Genomic DNA, 19,452 nt, shown 5'->3' on the forward strand with positions numbered 1-19,452 from the left:
GAAACAGCCGCTAGCCCGGGTGAATATCGATGCGGGAGCCTCCCTCGCAGGGTGTTACCGTGAACCTCGCGGGCAGGAACTGCTCGATAAGCCACATTACCGTCTCAGCGTGCTGACTTACCTTACGTACCATCATGCGTGATTCCCCAGCTGCCATGGCGGCATAAAGCAGCAGCTGGTCGCAGGCATGGATATCCAGGGCAGCACCGGCCTCCAGTTCGGCGCGAAGTGCGTGCCCCGCCTCTTCCCCCAAACGCTCGGCGGGAACACCCCGCTCAGCCACGGTAGCGGCACCCAGCAGGCTGTGCTCGGTCTCTGCTACCAGCACCATCGCGCCGCCAGTGCCAAAGGCCTCCCCATCTCCTAACACCTTTTCCTCAATACGCACCGGCCCAAGGCCGGCCAACACGCTTCGCGCGGAGCTCGCCATGCGCTCGGGGATATGCTGCGGCAGGTGCGCAACATGGGAAAGGCCCGTTATTTGCTGTACGGCACCGGGCGCTTCAGCCGCCAGCGGCCGCAGTGACTGACAGGGCTCCACCCGCAGGTTCACCCTGCCTCCGCCTTTCGGGTAATAGCCGTGGTGGATGGATTCGATCTGCACCCGAACACCCATGCGCGCCAGCCAGGGGAGGAACACCATAACGAAGTAATCCACCGGGGGCGCCTTGCGCACATCGGTGCCACCGCTGACCGACAGGTGTACCGCAGTGTCAGCATGCAGCGCCACAGGCAGCAGGGCCTGAAGCACCAGAGTGATACTGCCCGCTGTGCCGACATCGAAACGATACTCCCCACCCCTGCTGCGACCGGGCTGATAACACACTTCCTTCGCGCCGAGTTCGTCGCCCTCGAGCACCCCACCACCAATCGCGGCGGCGGCCCGCAGTGCCGTCAGGTGCTGCGCCATCAAACCCGGTTTGGCCCGCCTGGCACGGATATTTTTGAGATGCAGACTACGGCCGGTAATCGCCGCCAGCGCGACGGCGTAACGGCTCAGCTGTCCACCACCTTCGCCAGAGCTACCGTCAATAACAAGCTGGCTCACCTCTACGCTCCTCCACCCTTCAAGGCATGGCACTCAGCATAGGCCGATGCCTCCAGAACGGTCACGTCGGCACGGAGTGAGCACCAGCTAACGCCACAGAGATTGCGTCTCGCTGCAGGGTAAAGAGGGGCCGGAAGCCGGGAGGGGACATCATGGCTCTGTGGGCAAAGACGCTTTTACCGCGTCATAGTCATAGGTGGTGATCTCGTGGCGGTTGCCATCGGGGTCGCTGAAATAGAGCGACCAGGAAAGATCATGGTCCGACAAGGCCACCTCAGCTCCACAGGCATCCAGGTGCCCTTTCCAGCGCAGAAACTCCATACCGCTGGCGCCGAAGGCAATTGTCGAGGCAGGCCCTTTGTCAGACTCAAACAGCGCCAGATGAACCTGGCCGGCAGCATCTGCCAGCATCAGCGGTCCATCGCCTTCCGCCCAGGGCAGATACTGCTCCATCACGCGAAACCCAGCACCTCCTGATACCAGTGATGCGCTGCTGGGCGGTCAGAGACATAGATATGTACGTGGTCGATACCAGAGAGTTTCGGTGGCATATCTCGGTCCTTCTTCCAGGATAAATGTGTGTTATTTCTGCAGCGATGGCACCCACTCACTCTCTATCGGCATCGCCGACTCTCTTCCCACCGCCGTTGCCAGGCCCAGGGGCTGACTTGGCAATCCGAAACGCGCGAGAGCAGCTCGGCCTCCGCGAATAGCACATGATCGAGAAATGCTTTAGCGACAGTTGAGCCTTCGATGCCGGCCTCACTCAGTCATCTCTGCCCTCAGCGTCTCAGCCATTCACCGAAACTACAAATGAACCCCAGCCATTCGTCAAGCAAAGCGGAAAGGATCGGCTATCTGCCTCCTCACCCCATCCGGCAAACGTTCATGCCCCCTTCATTGCAGCCCTACCTGTAACGCTGGAGTTTTACACAAAGATTGCAGTCGCCTAGAGCCACTCAAGTCATACCTGGCAACAGCTGATTCTCAATCCTTGTGATCAATCCACAGAAGCGATCGTCTTTAGTGCGCAGCTTATCGGGCAGGGCTCAATCAAGCGATAAGACTTTGGCAGAAGTGCCACAACTGGTGACATAGGCGCGCTCCCCATCCACGCCAGCGGCCTGTGCCATACCTATACTGACCTCATTACTCACCAATCCAGGAAGTCAGAATGGACACGCAGCTCAGCGGGAAATTGGCATTTGTCAGTGGCTCTACCAAGGGAATAGGGCGCGCTATTGCGGAGTCACTCCTGGATGAGGGCGCCCGGGTGATCATCAACGGCCGCAGCGGCACTCAACAACTGGCTGACAGCCTGTCTGACAGGGGCGATGTCCTGGCGGTGGAAGGAGATCTCGCTGACCCTGCCGATACCCAGCGCATGTGCAAAGAAATCGACGCCATGGGTGATGTGGATATCCTGATCAACAATATGGGCATCTTCAATCCGCAGCGCTTCGCTGAAATCGAAGACGAGGAATGGCAGAAATTTTTCGATGCCAACATCATGAGCACGGTACGCCTGTCCCGTCACTTCTTCCCCAAAATGCTGGAACGGGACTTTGGCCGCATCATTAATATTGCCAGCGAGGCCGGTATGCGCGGCCTGGAAAGCATGGTGCACTACTCAATGACCAAAGGCGCCCAGATCGTGATTGGTCGCGGGCTCGCCAACCTGACCCAGGGTAGTGGCCGGGATATTACCGTCAACTCTGTACTGCCCGGGCCAACTCTCACCGAAGGGGTCCAGAATTGGCTCAAGGAGAGTGCCCAGGTACAGGGCAAGTCCGAGGAAGAATTTGTGGCGGAGTTTTTCAAGGAGACCGAGCCCACCTCCCTGATCCAGCGCTTTATCCAGCCGGAAGAGATCGCCAGCATCGTCACCTTCCTGGCCTCCCCTCTAAGCTCAGCCATCAACGGCGCCAGTATCAAGGCCGAAGGCGGCCTGATTAAATCCATTGTCTGAGTGCGGCATGAATGCGGAGAGATGATTAGCCTCGAGCTTGGTTTCTAGCCGGTCGTCCATACAGAATTCGCAGCTCGTCCTTGGCCTGCTCCAGCACCTTGAGCTGTTCGCTATCCAAGCTACTGCCGGCGCGATTGATATAGAAAGTAAGCATCGACATGGCGGAGCGGAAGGGTTCTGACTTCCTGCGCTGACTTTCCTCCGCCGACCGACTCAGCGAGCGGGCAATCGCTTTAGGGTCTTCCAGGGCGAACACCCCTTTCTCCAGATCCAGGGCATCGCTGGTCTGCGTCACCTTTTGCGACCACTGCTTTTTCTGCGACGGCTTTTCTGAGGAATGCTTTGCCATATCGTTCCCCGCGGGCGCCAGCGCCCGCTTACCAGTGCTCCGGGGCGCTCAATGACAATGCGCACCGTGCTACCCCGGCCGCACTGTCCAACGCTCCCGGCTGCAGTTTCAACGCCATCCACGCCTCCGGGTAGGGCAACGGGTAAGGCGCCTCTATCCGGTGCCCGGACCTGAAACCAAAGCGTGAATAATAGGCCGGATCCCCAAGCACCAGCACCAGATCAGTACCGCTGCTCTTGAGCCGTTCAAGACCGTGCTCCACCAGCGCCCTACCAACACCCTGCCCATGGCAACTGCGCTTTACCGCCAGCGGCGCCAGGATAGATACACTCAATGGCGGACCACCCTCGAGCTTCACAGCCGTGAAGAGCACACAGCCCAGGGGCTCAGCCTCTTCTTCCGCAACCTCTTCCGCCACCAGAACCAGGCGTGGTTCTGCTGTCTCATCCGTCAGCAGGTCCACCGCCAACTGCGCCACTGCAGGCGCCTCATCCTCCCCGGCAAAGGCATCCAGGTGAATGGCCCGAATCAGCTCACCTTCTCCCGGGCTCGCCGCCCTTACAGTTATCAACACCTTGCTCCACTCCTGCTTGATCCACTCGTGACGGTTCCTGCACTTCCGCGGGCTTCGGCGCTACCGCCGACTGCCTTCATTATTGCGCAACAGACCCCGACGCGGTCTTGCCTCAAAACCACAGCTGCAGCCGCAGCAATAGCCTAAACCTATTGGGTGAAGAGCTTTAATTGATTTAACAAAAGCGTAGCTGGTCGCTAATCTCTTAATCGTGACTAAGAAACAACGACCGGAGAACGACATGAAACTGACAATGGCGACAGACAATGCGAACAGTGATCTTGAATGCAACTACACTGACAACTACTACGGCGACCAGGTCTGCGTACAGCGGCAGCCTCACTGAGGGCTCCCGGCCACACCCGCGCTATCTTTGGAGCCGAAAAGGCACTCCAACGAAAGCCTTTTCCGGTTGCGGTTGCGATCGCGCCACATTTTGCAACCGCGCCTTCATCCCTGGCCGCCCGCGTAGTTGACTGTGCCGGCCACAGCTTTATCGCGGCGATGCCGGTTTTCTGGCAAACAACAGCCTGACCAGGAAAACCACTGCCACACAACCTAAAGCTTCAAGAAGTATAAAGAGGCTTGTGGGGAGTGCCTCACGGACGATGAACAAGAAAGACATATATACGATCAGGAACAGCAGCATAAACACCACTGCAACCAGCCCAGCAATACGGGCAAAACCAGAATTCCTTTTCACGCAAACGCTCCCTCAACAACATTAACGATAACCTTGCCTGGAGTGCAGTCGAGACTACACAAGCCACCAAAACAAGGGATTTAACAATCTGCAACGCTGGAATTGGCAGCACCCACATCCTACCTGCACATGGGATTTTCTCCGCCCCTCAGGGGTTATCTATACGGAAAAACTGGATACTTAGCGGATAGCGCCACAACTTGCCCTCACTGGCATTGACCGTACCAACAATCACGAAAATGATATTGACAAGCAGCAGGACAAAAAGGCCCAGGAAACCGATGAGAACAAACATCAGCACGACACAGATCATGGAATAGATCAGGGCACTGATCATCCAGTTCAGGATAACCTTTCCATGCCTGTCCACCTCCACAGACTGATCTCTGTGCAGAGCCCACAGGACAACAGGAATAATGAATCCCGCCCCCGGGATAAAGACACCAGCCAACTGGCTGATATGCATCAACATGAGATATGTGTCTTTTTCCATGCCCCAGAGTCTAAATTCATTCACTTTTGAATCCTTTTATTGTCGATTTCACGAAAATATCCAGCAGCGCCACCACTGACTTCAAGCTTTCGGCTGGCACGGGGGCTGCCAATATTCTCATGCCAGCTCACCTGAAAACTTTTAGAGCGAATACAGAAGGCCGGAACATTTGATTTGCCTCTCGCTGGAGCCTGAAGCGCCGCCGATCACTCACTTCACACTTGGATCAGACCAGCAGCGGGCGCCATTCTCAGCCCCGGAAACTACCCACTAGTGGGCTCCTCAATACACCTGAGCAGAATCAAGAAACGATTTTTCCGATTGCCTGACCAATCCAGATTCCAGACGTCAATAGAAAAACACCAATGAAAAATGCACCCAGGACCACGATGCCATTTTTCTCAGACTTCCCTACCGACTTCCACCATTGCTTTAGTGCATTACTCATATAAACCTCCTTTGGCAACCATCAAGGCAGCGTACAGGCATAACGATGCCAGTACGGGCAGCTTACCGCGTGCGTATTTATGCAAAACTGGGGACGCAGCGACTGCGGCAAAAGGAGCAATCTGCACGCCCCTCTACTGCAGCGCTCCTTCAATCGTATTTTATGAGGGTTACCTCATACGCCCCAAAGCCTGTTTCTTCGTACAAGCTCAAGGCAGCGAAGTTCTTCGCCAATGCTGAGACCTGCAGCGTAAAGACGCCAAGGGAGCTCACATATTCCTCAACTTTTTCTATTAGCAACTTGGCTATTCCCCGCCTGCGAAAACCTTCCGCAACAGCGAGATCCGTAATTTCCCCATACCTTTTATATCTCTCATAGATATGGCGAGCACCGTCATCCTCACCTGAAATGAGAACAACTATAAAACCCACGATCTCATTTTCATGACGAGCAACGAATACCTTCCCTTGATATTCGTTACACATAGCGAGAAGGTAATCGAAGTGCTTGTCTGCCACTTCCTTTCCTGGCGGACGTGACGGATGGAGCACTGATTCAAAGTCCTGCAGCAGCTCCATAAGTTCAACGACTGCCTTCCTTAAACTGGCCGAATACTCGAAGATTTCCATATATGCTCAACCTCAGTACAGCGTGCAAGAGGGTTCGCTTCGTTATGCAAAAAATGAAGTGAGAACGCTCAATGAAGCGAAGGTCACGAATCCGACTGCTGCGATTCGTTAACTGGTTTTTGGCACGCAGCCTTCGGCGCTAGGATCCGCAATATTTCTATATGGTATCGCTTCCCAAAATTGCTCCATGCGCTGTTCTAAACCAACTAAGATCTCTCGATCAACATTGGGAGAAAATCCGCCAGTAGTCGAGCCGCGGACCAGCTGCTTTCCATCGAGTGTAAAGCATGTCCTTATCTCTGCTTTAGCAGAGCCGTCAAAAAAATAGAAATATGAAGGCTCACTTTCGGTTTGATTCGAGGGCGACATCATTCCTGAGCTATGATCGATCGCACCAAAAATCTTAGCGAACGTATCTACAGGCGATATATTCTCTGATGAGACCGCAGGACTTGAAATGAACATTATAAGTACGATTATTTTCTTACACATCGTTCTCTCCCTGGTAAACCAGTTCACAGTTCTATTTATAAGCCATAGGCTTTTGTTGCCTTTGGCCCTTTATCTCTGAAAATACCCACTCATGCAAGGTAGGCTTTTCTGCGACACCTGACGCTTAAGCGCTGTTGAGAGTGCTCCTGTCAATTCAAACCAGCCTCTCACTCCAGTTTCAATTTCACCCCCGTCAAAGCTCCCTGAAAATCAATGAGTTAGCTAAATGCGCCCGTGAACACAGGCCCATGTCTACCGAACAGGGAGGTTTCGCCTGCCAAAGACACAAAAAACCCCGCACTGGGCGGGGTTTGGCTCAACAGTTGGTACTGCTATTTGAGCTTAGGGGTGAGACGATCAGTTCTCGGTCGGGACCCGGCCCAGGTCGCCTTCCATTTCCGAGGCGAGGAAGGACATTACCACCCAGGCAGCGACGTTCTGCTTGAGGATTTCCGGGTCCACCTTGTCCAGGGTGTCGTTGGGCGTGTGGTGGTAGTCGAAGTAGTCGGTGCCGTCCTGGTACAGACCGAAGGCCGGTACGCCACGGGCGACGAAGACACTGCTGTCCGGACCACCGGATGACTGGTTGTTGCCGCGCTCAATGCCCAGCGGGGCCAGCAGTTGCATCATCTGGTCGGCGATGTCGAACTTGGTTTCCGGCAGGCGGGTGTCGAAGCGCCAGATCTTGCCGGCACCGAAGTCGGACTCGGACACTGCGATGATGTTGTCCAGCTCGTCCTGGTGCGCCTCCACATACTGCTTGGCACCCACCAGGCCGATTTCCTCGGCACCGTAAAGGATCACACGCAGGGTGCGACGCGGGCGCTGGGGCAGCTCGGCGATCATGCGTGCGGTTTCCATGACGATAGCGACGCCGGCACCGTCGTCCAGCGCACCGGTGCCCTCATCCCAGGAGTCCAGGTGGGCGCCGATGATCATCACCTCTTCGGGCTTCTCGCGGCCGGTGATTTCACCGATCACGTTGAAGGAGGGGCCGTCCTCCAGGCGCTGGTTGTGCACATCCAGGTTCACCACCACCGGCTGGCCGCGCTCGAGCATGGCTTCCAGCAGGTTGGCATCCGGTGCGGAAAGCGCCAGCGCCGGTACCGGCTCCTCGACACCATCGATGGACATCATGCCGGTATGGGCGAAGCGATCGGAGTCGGTACCCACGGAGCGGATCATCAGTGCAACGGCCTCTTTCTCAGCGGCGGCGCGCATACCGCGGCTGCGCCCACCGACGGCCGGGCCGTACCCTTCACCGGTGCGGGTGCGCTCCATGCGCTTGTTGATAAAGGCGATCTTGCCGCGCACCTTGTCCGCGGGCGCCTCGATCAGCTCGCTCACATCGGCGAACTCGACGATCTCTGCGGTCAGCCCCTCTTCCGGGGTGCCGACGCTGTAACCGAGGGAAGAGACCACCAGCGGCTGCGGGAACGGAGACACAACGCGGGCGTGGGCGTGGCCGCGATTCCAGCGCGGCACTTCGATCTGCTCGGTGTAGACGCGGTCAAAGCCCAGCGCCTTCATCTTCTCCTGCGCCCAGGCCACGGCGCGACGGTCGCCTTCTGAACCTGCCGGGCGGGGGCCAACCTCAACGGTGAGGGACTCCACGATGCTGTAGGCATCGGAGGATTCCAGGGCGCGATCCCGCAGCACCTCGGCCACGGAGAGATCTTCCTGGGACAGGGGCTTGGCGGTGGCCGTGGTGACGGCGAGCGCGGCGAGGAATCCACTGGTCATGGCCAGCAGGGGTCTGAGTTTCATGGTGGTTACCTTCGGTCTCAAGCGGTTTACAGCTAATATTTTTCTTGGTTGATCAGTGCCAGCAGCCGGTGGCGCTGCTCGCGCAGCTTCTCCAGCCCGGCTTCGGTGAACAGGTAGGTCTGCCCGCCGGTGTACTCGTCCTCTTCAATGGCGAGGCACTCCAGCCGCAGCGCTTCCAGTTCCGGGTCGTGGCGCATGGGATAGCCCACCAGCACACGCCACTCGTTTTCGTCGGCCTGGCCGGCGATCACGTCTTCCAGTCCCTTGAGAAAGTCGCGCCGCTCCATGCGAAAGCGCGGTGTACGCATATGCATCAGCGCCCAGATTATCAGGGCGAAGGCGAGAAACGAAAGGACGATGGTCAGCAGGATCGTCATCCCCTCACGTCTCCAGCAGCAGTTTGATGGCGATGGCCACGGTGGCTACGATAATGGCCGGGCGCACCAGTGCGGCGCCGCGGGCGATGACCATGTTGGAGCCCAACCGGGCACCGATGACCTGAGCCACCCCCATACACAGCGCCAGCCCCAACAGCAGGTGGCCACCGGCGATAAAAATCACCATAGAGGTGAAATTGGTGGCCAGTACCAGCGGCTTGGTATGGGCCGTAGCCCGCCGCATGTTGTAACCCAGCAGCGCTGCAAAGGCCAGCGCGTAGATGGAGCCCATCCCCGGGCCGAAAAAGCCACCGTAAAAACCTACACCGCCACCGATCAGCAGATTGAACAGGCCGTTCGACATCCGCGGTTTGCTGTCCACATCCGCGATACGCGGCGAGATGGCAAAGTAGATGGCAATGGCGATCAGCAGGATCGGCAGCAGTGTCTGCAGTTGCTCACCACCCAGCCGGGTCACGGTCCAGGTGCCCAGGGCCGCACCGACAACGGCGGCCAGCAGGCCCGGCCACAGCGGGCGAAAATCCAGGTGGCCGGAGCGAAAATAGTTGTGTGTTGACGACAGGGTGCCAAACACGCTCTGGAATTTGTTGGTCCCCAACGCATCCAACGGCGGGATGCCCGCCCAGAGCAGCGCCGGCAGTGTAATCATACCGCCGGCGCCGGCGATGGAGCTGATGAACCCGGCCGCAAAGCCCACTGCAGTCAGCAGCAGGTAGGTCAGCGGCGTGAGGTCACCGAGCTCCGGCACTGTTATTCAGCCGCGCTCTTGTCCGAGTCCTCGACCAGATCGGTCTGGTTTTCCGGCTTGCGGCCCTGGTACTGGTGGAAACGGCGCTGGATCTCGCGCATGTCTGTTTCCAGGTCACCGGTGGGCTGATAGAGGGAGTCCACCACGATGCGCTTGTTGGGAAAGTCCCAGGCGATCAGCAGCACGGGCACCTTGGCAGCGTAGGCAATACGCAGGAAACCGGTCTTCCACTTTGGGGCTTTTTTACGGGTGCCTTCCGGAGTGATGGCCATCCACATCTTTTCCCGCTCGCGGTAGGCACGGGCCATCTGCTGAGCCAGACCGCGGGGGGAGGCGCGGTCGGTGGGCAGACCGCCGAGCCACATGAAAAAACGCTTGAAGGGGAAGAAGAAAGCCTCTTTCTTCATCATGAAGGAGATCTGGACCCTTAGCGCCATGATCATGGGCATGGCGACAATGAAGTCCCAGTTGGAGGTGTGCGGAGCCAGCGCCACCATCAGTTTTTTCTCCGCCGGCAGGTTGCCCTCAAAACGCCAGCCCAGCAGCTTGATAATCAGGACTCCGAGACCGCTGGTGAAGCGATTACCGATACGGGGGACTTCTGGCGGTAATTCTTTTGGAATCGTGCTCACTTTATCGCTCTCTCGAGTTACGACTTTCTGCATGCTCTCTTCACCTGCTGGTGGCGGCCGCCCGGCGGCCGCAGGAAAACGTAAACCCTGGTCAGTGCTCCCGGGTGGCGTAGAAACGGATATCCGGATTGCGCTCTTCTGCCAGTGAGAGGTTCACTCTCGTCGGGGCCAGGTAGGTCAGGTGACCGGAACCGTCCAGCGCCAGGTTGGTGCTGTTCTTGCGCTTGAACTGGTCCAGCTCCTTGGCGCTCTCACTGTCCACCCAGCGGGCAGTATTCACATTGACGTTCTCGTAGACGGCCTCCACCTTGTATTCGTCTTTCAGGCGGTAGGCCACCACTTCGAACTGCAGCACCCCCACGGCACCGACAATGATGTCATTGTTGTCCAGCGGGAAGAACACCTGGGTGGAGCCCTCTTCGGATAGCTGCTGCAGCCCCTTCTGTAGCTGCTTGAGCTTCAGCGGGTCTTTCAGGCGGATACGGCGGAACAGCTCTGGCGCGAAATTGGGGATACCGGTGAATTTGAGGCTCTCGCCCTCGGTGAAGGTATCGCCAATCTGGATCGTGCCGTGGTTATGCAGGCCGATGATATCGCCAGCAATGGCCTCTTCCACATGGGTGCGGTCGCCGGCCATGAAGGTCACCGCATCGGCGATCTTCACATCCTTGCCGAGCCGCACATGCTTCATCTTCATGCCACGGCGGTAGGTGCCGGAACACACACGCATAAACGCGATACGGTCGCGGTGCTTGGGATCCATGTTCGCCTGGATCTTGAACACGAAACCGCTGAACTTTTCCTCTTCTGGCTGCACGCTGCGGTCGTGGGTCTCGCGGGGCTGCGGGCCCGGCGCCCACTCGACAAAGCCGTCGAGCATCTCGCGCACACCGAAGTTACCCAGGGCGGTACCGAAGAATACCGGCGTCAGCTTGCCGGCCAGGTAAGCCTCCAGGTCAAACTCGTGGGTCGCGCCGCGCACCAGCTCGATCTCCTCGCGGATCTCGTCGGCGTCCTCGCCCAGCAGCTCGGTAGCCTCGTCGGAATCCAGTCCCTTGATCTGGGTATCCTCAGGGATGGTGTGACCCTGGCCCTGTTTGAACACGTGGATGGTGTCGGTGTACAGGTTGTACACGCCCTTGAAGTGCTGCCCGGAACCCAGCGGCCAGTTGATCGGCGCGGCCTGGATATCCAGTACTTCCTCGATCTCGTCCATCACCTCGATAGGGTCGCGGATATCGCGGTCGAGTTTGTTGATAAACGACAGGATCGGCGTGGTACGCAGGCGACACACATTCATCAACTTGATGGTGCGGTCCTCTACACCCTTGGCGCCGTCGATCACCATCAGCGCCGAGTCCACCGCGGTCAGTACGCGGTAGGTATCTTCGGAGAAGTCCTCGTGCCCCGGGGTATCCAGCAGGTTGACCACCCGCTCCTTGTAGGGGAACTGCATCACGGAGGAGGTCACGGAGATACCCCGCTCCTGCTCCATGGTCATCCAGTCGGAGCGGGCGTGGGGACCCTTCTTGCCCTTGACGGAGCCCGCCAGCTGAATGGCATTCCCGAACAGCAGCAGCTTTTCGGTCACGGTGGTCTTACCGGCGTCCGGGTGGGAAATAATGGCGAAGGTACGGCGGCCGCCAATACCCGCCAGGGAGGAACTATGACCCATAATCTTTAAATTCGGTACTCGGCAGATCTGCACAAAAAACAAGCCGCGCATTATACACGGCGGCGGGCTCCACAGGAGGGCTGTTAGACTGCGGTTTTGGCCATGCGGACCGCTGACCGCGCGGCTGAGATGCCAGGTTCGGCGAATGAGGCTCTATGCGCAGCCTTATCAGGCAGGGACAGCGATCAGAGCGCCCACAAGTGGGGCAACAGCATGTCCCACAGCAAGCCCGTTACCGGTTCGACGACGATACACAAACTGAATAGAGGTGAACTATGAGTCGGGAGCGTTTGGACGCCCTGCGGGAGGAGCTGAAACGCCAGGGAGTACAGGGTTTCCTGGTCCCCAGGGGTGACGAGTACCAGAACGAGTATGTACCCCCCTCCGAGGAGCGCCTCGCCTGGCTCACCGGTTTCACGGGCTCTGCCGGGCTCGCCGCCATGGCCGGTGACCACGCCGCCCTGTTCGTGGACGGTCGCTACACCATCCAGGCGCAGCAGCAGATCGGCGACCAGCCGCTGGAGCAGCAGAACCTGAACCCCGCCGCCATTGCCGGCTGGCTGTGCGACAACCTCAAGGCTGGCGAGTCCCTCGGCTTCGACCCGCGTCTGCACACCGAGCCCGGCCTGGCAGCCCTGAAGAAACGCCTCGCTGAGCGGGATATCTGCCTGCAGCCGCTCGACAGTAACCCCATCGACAACATCTGGAGTGACCGCCCGGCACAGCCATCCGGCCACGCCCGGCCGCACCCCGAGACCTTTACCGGAGAGGCTTCCGCACAGAAGCGCCTCCGCATCGCCGACCTGCTCGACGAGAAGCGCGCCGACGCCCTGTGGCTGGCCAACCCGGAAGTGTGCGCCTGGCTGTTCAATATTCGCGGCAGTGATATCCCCCACCTGCCTGTAGCCCTGAGCTGCGCCATGCTCTACCGGGATGGCACCGCCACCCTGTACCTGGACGAGGCGGCTGCCAGCGACGCCCTGCGGGAGCATCTCGGTGGCGACGTATCACTGGTGCACGACAAGGCCCAGCTGTTTGCGGCGGCCCGCCGCCAGCATGTGGCCCGCATCTGGGTGGACCCTCAACTGACCAATTGCTGGACCCTGCAACAGCTGCGCGCCATGGACCTGGAACTGATCCTGGATCGCGACCCCATCACCGGCGCCAAGGCGCGTAAAAACGCCGAGGAGCTGGCCGGCAGCCGCGCTGCCCACGAGCGTGACGGCGCCGCCCTGTGTGAATTCCTGGCGGAATTGCCGGAGGCCGTGGATGGCGGCATCGCCGACGACAGCTTCGGCGAGCTGGAGGCGGTCGCACTGCTGCGCGCCAAGCGCGAGGCACGGGAGGGCTTTACCGATGACAGCTTTGACTCCATTTCCGGTTACGGCCCCAATGGCGCCATCGTGCACTACCGCGTCACCCCGGAATCCAGCCTGCCCATGAAACCCGAGGGCATCTACCTGATTGACTCCGGTGGCCAGTACCCGGACGGCACCACCGATGTGACCCGCACCGTGGCACTGGGGGACTTCCCCGAGCAGGCCCGGGACCACTTTACCCGGGTGCTGAAAGGCCACATTGCCATCGCCACGCTGCGCTTTCCCGCCGGCACCTGCGGCGAACAGATCGATGCCTTTGCGCGCAAGGCACTCTGGGACGCGGGCCTGGATTACGCCCACGGCACCGGCCACGGCGTCGGCAGTTTCCTGTCGGTGCACGAGGGCCCGCAGCGGATCGGCAAGATGCATACCAGTGTGGCGCTGGAGCCGGGCATGATCCTCTCCAACGAACCCGGCTTTTACCTCACCGGCCAGTACGGCATCCGCATCGAGAATCTGATTTTTGTGAAGGAGAGCGAACAGTACCCCGGCTTCATGGAATTCGAGGAACTGACCCTGGCCCCTATCGAGCGCAAGCTGATCGACAAGCTGCTGCTGACGCCGATGGAGCTGGAGTGGCTGAATGATTACCACCAGCGTGTGCGGGAGACACTGACGCCCCTGGTGAACGAGAGGACCCGGACCTGGCTGCAGCAGGCCACCGAGAAGATCTGAACCGGGTGGCCGCTGGCTGGCAGCAGCTCAATCAGCGGCCGGTGCCTTCTCCTGCGCCTTCAAGAAGGGCACCAGTGCCTCCAGCACCAGATGGCTGGAAGTGGGATCGAAGGTGTGAGCCATGCCCGCAATGGGCACGAAGCGGGCGCCGGGAATCTTTTCCGCCGTATCGCGGCCATGCCCCAGGGGCAATAGCGGGTCCACCTTGCCATGGATGACCAGGGTCGGCAGGCCAATTTCCTGCAACAGCGCAGAGCGGTCACCGCTGGCGACAATGGCCTGGAACTGCCGCAGCATGCCATCCCCGTAGCCACCGCGATTGGCCACACGCTTCACCATTTGCCGCGCGTGTTCCTCGTTGAAAAATTCTGGCGAGCCGATGGTCCGGGTGATCTCCACACCGCGTTCGATGCGCTCCTGCCGGGAGCCTGCCGGCTCTGCCGCACTGGCCAGGGCCTCTAGCGCCTCAGGCTCTGGCTCAGGGAGATCCGGTGCACCGGAACTGGACATGATGGAGGTGAGGCTCCGCAGCCGCTGCGGGTACTCCGCGGCCATTACCTGGGCGATCATCCCACCCATGGAGGCGCCCACCACGTGGGCGTTTTCGATTTCCAGCAGATCCAGCAGCCCCACCGCATCCGCCGCCATATCCCCCAGCGTGTAAGGCGCACCCGGGTCGAGCCCGATCCGGCTCTTCAGCCCCGTCCACCACACCGGCGGCGCCGGCAGGGCGTAGAACTTCTGCGACAGGCCGGCGTCGCGGTTATCCAGCAGCACCACACGAAAGCCGCGATCGATCAGCCCCTCCACTAGGGTGTCGCCCCAATGCAGCATCTGCGCGCCCAGCCCCATGATCAGCAGGACCGGCTCTCCGTCCCGCGGCCCCATATCCTGGTAGGCGATGGCGACCTCGTTGACGCTGGCAAAATGGATGGGATGGCGGTCGAAAGGGTTGTCCACGTCGGGTGCGGCCAACGTATTGGCGGCACTCAGGACAAGTATCGTCAGGAGCAATGACCGGAACAGAAAACCCATCGGCAAAATCCCTGTTGTTAGGCCCGCATTTGTCAGACCGGAGCACCTGGTCAGGCGAGACGCTCCGCTCCCGACTCCACCGCCGCCCGGTAACTGACCACGGTGCGCCGCAACCACCACCACGCCAGCGCGCCGACAATCAGGTTCGCCGCTGCCGTTGCCGCAAACAGGCCAGTAATCCCCCACAGCTGATTTCCCACCCACGCCAGCGGCAGGTAGATTCCCAGCACACGCAGGAACGAGATCATGGTGGCCGGCAGAGGTCGCCCCAGGCCATTGAACGCTGCGTTCGCGGACATGACGAATCCGTAACCCGCGTAGCTGAATGGCACCAGGGTCAGGTAGGCCACCGCCACCGCCAGCACCTCGGGAGAATCGCTGAAGAGGCTGGCCACGGGGCCACCCAGCAGGAACAGCACCAGCGCCAGGCATAGGCCAAAGCCACAGCAGAAACGGGCCAGGACACTCACAGTCAGCTGCATCCGCCCCGGCTTTTTGGCGCCGGCGTTTTGCCCCATAAAAGGTCCGACCACGGAAGAGAGGGCGTAGAACACGATCAGTGCCAGCGGCTCGATCCGCAGCGCAATGCCGAGACCGGCCACCGCATCAGCCCCATGTACCGCCACCAGCGCCACCACGACGCCGCCGGCCATGGGGATAATCACATTGGTGGCGATCGCCGGCAGCCCCACAGCCAGCACCGCCCGCCAGGAGGCGAGCAGCCCCGACAACGTCTTGCCGGGGGGCGCGAGCAGGTGTTCGCGCACGCCGAGAAAATAAAACGCCGCCAGGAAGCTCACCCCGCGGGCGATCACCGTGGACAGGGCCGCACCCTGCAGCTCCATACGAGGGAAGCCCAGCAGGCCAAAAATCAGCAGCGGGTCGAGAATCAGGTTAAACACCGCCACCGCCACCATGATGCGGCCGGTGATGGCGCTGTTGCCGATACCCCGCAGGGCGGAAAGCGCCACCATTGGCACCACGGCAAAGACCGCGCCCAGATACCAGATCACCATGTAATCGGCGATCAATGGCAGCATATCCGGCTCGGCGCCCAGCAGCCGGAACAGGGGTTCGATGGTGAGAAGACCGACGGTGCTGATCACGACTGCGATCAGCAGCGCCAGCAGTGAAGCATCGGTGACCAGGCGGCGCACCCGCCCGGTATCGCCGGCCCCATAGGCCCGCGCCACTGCCGAGGAGGTGCCGGCACCGAGACCGATGGCAAAGCTGTTGATCACCATCACGACAGGAAAACTGAAGCTCATCGCCGCCAGCGGCGCACTGCCCAGCTGGGCAACAAAGTAGGTGTCCACCACGTTGAACGACATGGTGGCGAGGATGCCCCACACCATGGGCAGCGCGAGACGGCGTAAATGCCCGGCAACCGGGCCTTCGGTAAGGGATGGATTTCTTGCGGCTATGGCCATGAAAGTTTGTTCGGTCGTTCCTGTTGCCTGGATTGCAGGTGCCTGGATTGCGGTCGCACGAATTGGGAAGCGGGCGGCTCCTGCCGCCCGAGGGACGCCTGACCGGCAAGGTCAGCGCAGCGGCAGGCTCATCAGCACCGCGTCTTCCCGCGCACCGTTGGCTGCCGGGTAGTAATTTCGGCGCAGGCCATCTTCGCGGAAGCCGAGGCTGCGGTAAAGCGCTCGTGCGCCGGTATTGCCTGTTCGCACTTCCAGCAGCACCGTCTCAGCGCTCCCCGGCAGGCGCTCAAATATCGCCTTCAGTAGCGCGCGGGCGATGCCGCGGCGACGCCATTGCGGGGAAACAGCCACATCCAGTACCTCAAAGACATCCGGCAGTGGCATCAGCACGCAGCAGGCCACCGCCGTGCCATCGGGCATCGTCAGCAGCCAGCACTGGTGGCCCGCGTGAATACTGTCGAGATACTGGCGCTCCGTCCAGGGGTGGGAGTGGGCACTGCGAGCCAGCGCCGCCAGCGCGGCGCAGTCGCTTTCAGCGGCCGGGCGCAGTTCCGCCCCGGGGGCTACAGACAGGGAAAGCGTGCCAGTGCTCACCGGCTGCGGGTCTGCTCGGGGTAGGTTTCCTGCAGCAGCTGCCAGACCTCACGCTTGCGTTCCGGCGCCTGCAGCAATTCGGATAGACTCGGCATGGACAGCATTCTGATGCCATTCCAGTCCGCGACTCCGTCCTCCAGCGGGACCGGCGCACAGAAATCCTGCGCCTGCTGGCCCATCAGCCAGATGGTTTTCACCGGTCGGCGGGCACTGGCTCCCTCCAGCCAGATGGAACAGGTATCGCGGGCATCGCTGGCGCTGGCTGCAGCGGCAAAGCGGTTTTCCGCCATCGGCCAGCGCAACCGGTCCTGCTCCCGGGACAGCTCGTGCCAACCCAGTGCCCGGACCATGTTGTTGAACAGCGCCTCCACCGGCAGAGCGGCACCGGGCTCGCGGCTATCCACGGCCAGCAATTCATCGCCGATCCACCAGCAGCTGAGTACGAAAGGCTCCACGCGGGTTTCGGTCGACTCAACTACAGCTGCGGGGGGCTGCTGTGCTGCCGCTGGCGGACGGGTATCCGCCACCAGCGACTCCAGCTCCCGGGCCACCTGCGGCGGTTCCGCCGGGCGCACCGGCACCTGCCGCGGCGCCGGCTCGGGTACCGCCCGCGACACCGTGTCGAGGATCTGATCGGCACTGTGGGGCAGCGGGTTCGCCGCCGGCTTGGGCTCGGCCACAGGTAGCTGGGCCTGCCGCGGCGCAGGTGCCAGCGGCAGCACATAGCGGGGCACGTAGCTGGGTATGCCCAGAGCCTCCAGATATTCGGCCCGATGTAATTCGTGCATCAAACGCCCTGTCGCTTGCGCTCACCACTGGCGAGCAGGTTGAGCGCATCGAGATAAGCCTGGGCAGAGGCCACCAGAATGTCGGTGTCAGCGCCCACGCCATTGACGAGGCGACCATCGCGCTCCAGGCGCACCGTCACGGTGCCCTGAGAGTCGGTGCCCTGAGTAACCGCGTTCACCGAGTAGAGCTTCAGGTCTGCGTTGCTGTTTACCACGGATTCGATCGCCTTGAAGGTGGCATCTACCGGACCACTGCCATCCGCCTGGGCGTTCACCTCGGCACCTTCGATCAGCAGCTGCAGCAGTGCCTGCGGGCGGTTGCCGCTGCGGCTGTGCACATCGAGGGAGGCCAGCCGATAGTGCTCTACGGGCTCCTCGGCACCGGCGACGATGGATTGCAGGTCCTCGTCGAAAATCTCGTGCTTCTTGTCTGCCAGATCCTTGAAGCGCTGGAAGACAATCTGGAATTCTGCCGGGTCATCGAAGGTCACCCCCAGCTCCTGGTAGCGCGCTTTGACCGCGGCACGGCCGGAGTGCTTGCCGAGCACGAGGCGATTCTGGCCCCAGCCCACATCTTCCGCGGACATGATTTCGTAGGTTTCGCGATGCTTGAGCACGCCGTCCTGGTGAATACCGGACTCATGGGCAAATGCGTTGGCCCCGACGATGGCCTTATTGGGCTGGACCGGGAAGCCGGTGATGGAGGAAACCATTCGCGAGGTGGGCACGATATGGCTGGTATCGATACCGGTATCCACAGGATACAGATCCTGACGGGTGCGCACCGCCATCACTATCTCCTCCAGGGAGGCATTGCCGGCGCGCTCACCCAGACCGTTGATGGTGCATTCCACCTGACGCACACCGTTCATCACCGCAGACAGGGAGTTGGCCACCGCCAGGCCCAGGTCATTGTGACAGTGGGTGGAGAAAATCGCCTTGTCGGAATTGGGCACATTCTCGATCACGCGCCTGAACATGGCCCCGTACTCTTCCGGTTCGCCGTAACCGACTGTATCCGGAATGTTGATGGTGCCGGCACCGGCCGCGATCACCGCTTCGATGATGCGGTACATAAAATCCGGCTCGGAACGGCTGCCGTCCTCCAGGGAAAACTCCACATCGTCAGTGAACTGGCGTGCGTGTTTGACCGCCTTGACCGCCTGTTCCAGTACCTGCTCCGGCTCCATCTGCAGCTTGTACTTCATATGGATCGGGGAAGTGGCGATAAAGGTGTGGATGCGCGAGGCGTTGGCGCTCTTCAGCGCCTCGCCGGCACGGATAATGTCCGGGCCGACGGCACGGGCAAGGCTGCAGACGCGCGAATCCCTGACCGTCTCGGCCACTGCCTGCACCGCCTCGAAGTCACCCTGACTGGCGATGGCAAAACCGGCCTCGATTACGTCCACCCGCATACGCTCGAGCATGCGCGCAATGCGGATCTTCTCGTCTTTGGTCATGGATGCCCCGGGGCTCTGTTCGCCGTCCCGGAGCGTGGTGTCGAAAATGACTAATTTATCTTTATTGGTATTCATCGGTGCTCATCTCCTCGTTAGGACCGAGGCTAAACAGGGCCTGCGCCGCTGTCTACGCGCTGATCAACATAAAGTGTGGAATTCTGTCGGA

The 19,452-nt window shown here is 60.4% G+C and carries 22 protein-coding genes; 2 read left to right on the forward strand and 20 right to left on the reverse strand.

Features of this window, described 5'->3' with window-relative positions:
- Positions 1 to 10: 10 nt before the first annotated feature.
- The 3 genes from rtcA to AWR36_RS16245 all read right to left on the reverse strand — a co-directional run bounded on the left by rtcA (position 11) and on the right by AWR36_RS16245 (position 1,599).
- On the reverse strand, positions 11 to 1,048 hold the full coding sequence (gene rtcA, locus AWR36_RS12755; RefSeq protein WP_067085529.1) for an RNA 3'-terminal phosphate cyclase: 1,038 nt from the start codon (positions 1,046 to 1,048) through the stop codon (positions 11 to 13).
- Positions 1,049 to 1,198: 150 nt separating this feature from the next.
- The gene (locus AWR36_RS12760) at positions 1,199 to 1,504 is read right to left on the reverse strand and encodes a VOC family protein (protein ID WP_141398536.1); all 306 of its coding nucleotides are present in this window, start codon (positions 1,502 to 1,504) and stop codon (positions 1,199 to 1,201) included.
- Positions 1,501 to 1,599, reverse strand: coding sequence for a VOC family protein (locus AWR36_RS16245; protein WP_176491141.1), 99 nt, complete (start codon positions 1,597 to 1,599; stop codon positions 1,501 to 1,503). The genes AWR36_RS12760 and AWR36_RS16245 overlap by 4 nt, the downstream gene beginning before the upstream one ends.
- Before the next feature lie 623 nt (positions 1,600 to 2,222).
- On the opposite strand from AWR36_RS16245, the gene AWR36_RS12765 reads away from it, so the two are divergent.
- Positions 2,223 to 3,017 carry an SDR family NAD(P)-dependent oxidoreductase gene (locus tag AWR36_RS12765; RefSeq protein ID WP_067085533.1) on the forward strand — a complete coding sequence of 265 codons (795 nt, stop codon included), beginning with the start codon at positions 2,223 to 2,225 and terminating at the stop codon, positions 3,015 to 3,017.
- A gap of 25 nt (positions 3,018 to 3,042) precedes the next feature.
- Here the strand turns inward: AWR36_RS12765 and AWR36_RS12770 are convergent, their stop codons facing one another.
- The 12 genes from AWR36_RS12770 to AWR36_RS12810 form a co-directional block, all read right to left on the reverse strand.
- Positions 3,043 to 3,366, reverse strand: coding sequence for a DUF3175 domain-containing protein (locus tag AWR36_RS12770; protein WP_067085535.1), 324 nt, complete (start codon positions 3,364 to 3,366; stop codon positions 3,043 to 3,045).
- 28 nt (positions 3,367 to 3,394) lie between these two features.
- Positions 3,395 to 3,940, reverse strand: coding sequence for a GNAT family N-acetyltransferase (locus AWR36_RS12775; protein WP_067085537.1), 546 nt, complete (start codon positions 3,938 to 3,940; stop codon positions 3,395 to 3,397).
- Between the two features lie 493 nt (positions 3,941 to 4,433).
- Positions 4,434 to 4,643 carry a hypothetical protein gene (locus AWR36_RS16140; protein ID WP_141398537.1) on the reverse strand — a complete coding sequence of 70 codons (210 nt, stop codon included), beginning with the start codon at positions 4,641 to 4,643 and terminating at the stop codon, positions 4,434 to 4,436.
- A gap of 148 nt (positions 4,644 to 4,791) precedes the next feature.
- Positions 4,792 to 5,160 carry a DUF4870 domain-containing protein gene (locus AWR36_RS12780; RefSeq protein WP_067104690.1) on the reverse strand — a complete coding sequence of 123 codons (369 nt, stop codon included), beginning with the start codon at positions 5,158 to 5,160 and terminating at the stop codon, positions 4,792 to 4,794.
- Between the two features lie 277 nt (positions 5,161 to 5,437).
- Positions 5,438 to 5,584 carry a hypothetical protein gene (locus AWR36_RS16250; protein WP_156417400.1) on the reverse strand — a complete coding sequence of 49 codons (147 nt, stop codon included), beginning with the start codon at positions 5,582 to 5,584 and terminating at the stop codon, positions 5,438 to 5,440.
- Between the two features lie 149 nt (positions 5,585 to 5,733).
- Positions 5,734 to 6,213, reverse strand: a complete 480-nt coding sequence (locus tag AWR36_RS12785; RefSeq protein ID WP_067085541.1) for a GNAT family N-acetyltransferase — start codon at positions 6,211 to 6,213, stop codon at positions 5,734 to 5,736.
- A gap of 108 nt (positions 6,214 to 6,321) precedes the next feature.
- Positions 6,322 to 6,705: a hypothetical protein gene (locus AWR36_RS16145; RefSeq protein ID WP_141398538.1), complete on the reverse strand. Its 384-nt coding sequence runs from the start codon at positions 6,703 to 6,705 to the stop codon at positions 6,322 to 6,324.
- A 357-nt stretch (positions 6,706 to 7,062) separates the two neighbouring features.
- The gene (locus AWR36_RS12790; RefSeq protein WP_067085543.1) at positions 7,063 to 8,472 is read right to left on the reverse strand and encodes a M20/M25/M40 family metallo-hydrolase; all 1,410 of its coding nucleotides are present in this window, start codon (positions 8,470 to 8,472) and stop codon (positions 7,063 to 7,065) included.
- A gap of 32 nt (positions 8,473 to 8,504) precedes the next feature.
- Positions 8,505 to 8,849 (reverse strand): hypothetical protein, encoded by a 345-nt coding sequence (locus AWR36_RS12795; protein WP_067085545.1) that lies wholly within the window; start codon positions 8,847 to 8,849, stop codon positions 8,505 to 8,507.
- Positions 8,850 to 8,853: 4 nt separating this feature from the next.
- Positions 8,854 to 9,618: a TSUP family transporter gene (locus AWR36_RS12800; protein WP_197409271.1), complete on the reverse strand. Its 765-nt coding sequence runs from the start codon at positions 9,616 to 9,618 to the stop codon at positions 8,854 to 8,856.
- 2 nt (positions 9,619 to 9,620) lie between these two features.
- Positions 9,621 to 10,283: a 1-acyl-sn-glycerol-3-phosphate acyltransferase gene (locus AWR36_RS12805; protein ID WP_067085547.1), complete on the reverse strand. Its 663-nt coding sequence runs from the start codon at positions 10,281 to 10,283 to the stop codon at positions 9,621 to 9,623.
- Between the two features lie 58 nt (positions 10,284 to 10,341).
- Complete coding sequence (locus AWR36_RS12810; RefSeq protein WP_067085630.1) at positions 10,342 to 11,925, reverse strand: peptide chain release factor 3; 1,584 nt, start codon at positions 11,923 to 11,925, stop codon at positions 10,342 to 10,344.
- A 275-nt stretch (positions 11,926 to 12,200) separates the two neighbouring features.
- On the opposite strand from AWR36_RS12810, the gene AWR36_RS12815 reads away from it, so the two are divergent.
- Entirely contained in the window at positions 12,201 to 13,979 is a 1,779-nt protein-coding gene (locus tag AWR36_RS12815) for an aminopeptidase P family protein (RefSeq protein WP_067085549.1), read from the forward strand.
- A gap of 27 nt (positions 13,980 to 14,006) precedes the next feature.
- Here AWR36_RS12815 and AWR36_RS12820 read toward each other — a convergent pair whose 3' ends face one another.
- From AWR36_RS12820 to AWR36_RS12840, 5 genes are all read right to left on the reverse strand, one after another.
- Positions 14,007 to 15,014, reverse strand: a complete 1,008-nt coding sequence (locus AWR36_RS12820) for an alpha/beta hydrolase (RefSeq protein ID WP_067085551.1) — start codon at positions 15,012 to 15,014, stop codon at positions 14,007 to 14,009.
- 50 nt (positions 15,015 to 15,064) lie between these two features.
- Positions 15,065 to 16,444: an MATE family efflux transporter gene (locus AWR36_RS12825; protein WP_067085553.1), complete on the reverse strand. Its 1,380-nt coding sequence runs from the start codon at positions 16,442 to 16,444 to the stop codon at positions 15,065 to 15,067.
- Positions 16,445 to 16,555: 111 nt separating this feature from the next.
- Positions 16,556 to 17,038 (reverse strand): ribosomal protein S18-alanine N-acetyltransferase, encoded by a 483-nt coding sequence (gene rimI, locus AWR36_RS12830; RefSeq protein ID WP_176491142.1) that lies wholly within the window; start codon positions 17,036 to 17,038, stop codon positions 16,556 to 16,558.
- On the reverse strand, positions 17,035 to 17,826 hold the full coding sequence (locus tag AWR36_RS12835) for a hypothetical protein (RefSeq protein ID WP_067085555.1): 792 nt from the start codon (positions 17,824 to 17,826) through the stop codon (positions 17,035 to 17,037). Before AWR36_RS12835 ends, rimI begins: the two co-directional genes overlap by 4 nt.
- A complete protein-coding gene (locus AWR36_RS12840; protein WP_067085557.1) occupies positions 17,826 to 19,361 on the reverse strand; it encodes a 2-isopropylmalate synthase in 1,536 nt (511 codons plus the stop codon). The genes AWR36_RS12835 and AWR36_RS12840 overlap by 1 nt, the downstream gene beginning before the upstream one ends.
- Positions 19,362 to 19,452: the final 91 nt, after the last annotated feature.

The organism is Microbulbifer flavimaris, assembly GCF_001641755.2.
GTDB lineage: Bacteria > Pseudomonadota > Gammaproteobacteria > Pseudomonadales > Cellvibrionaceae > Microbulbifer > Microbulbifer flavimaris.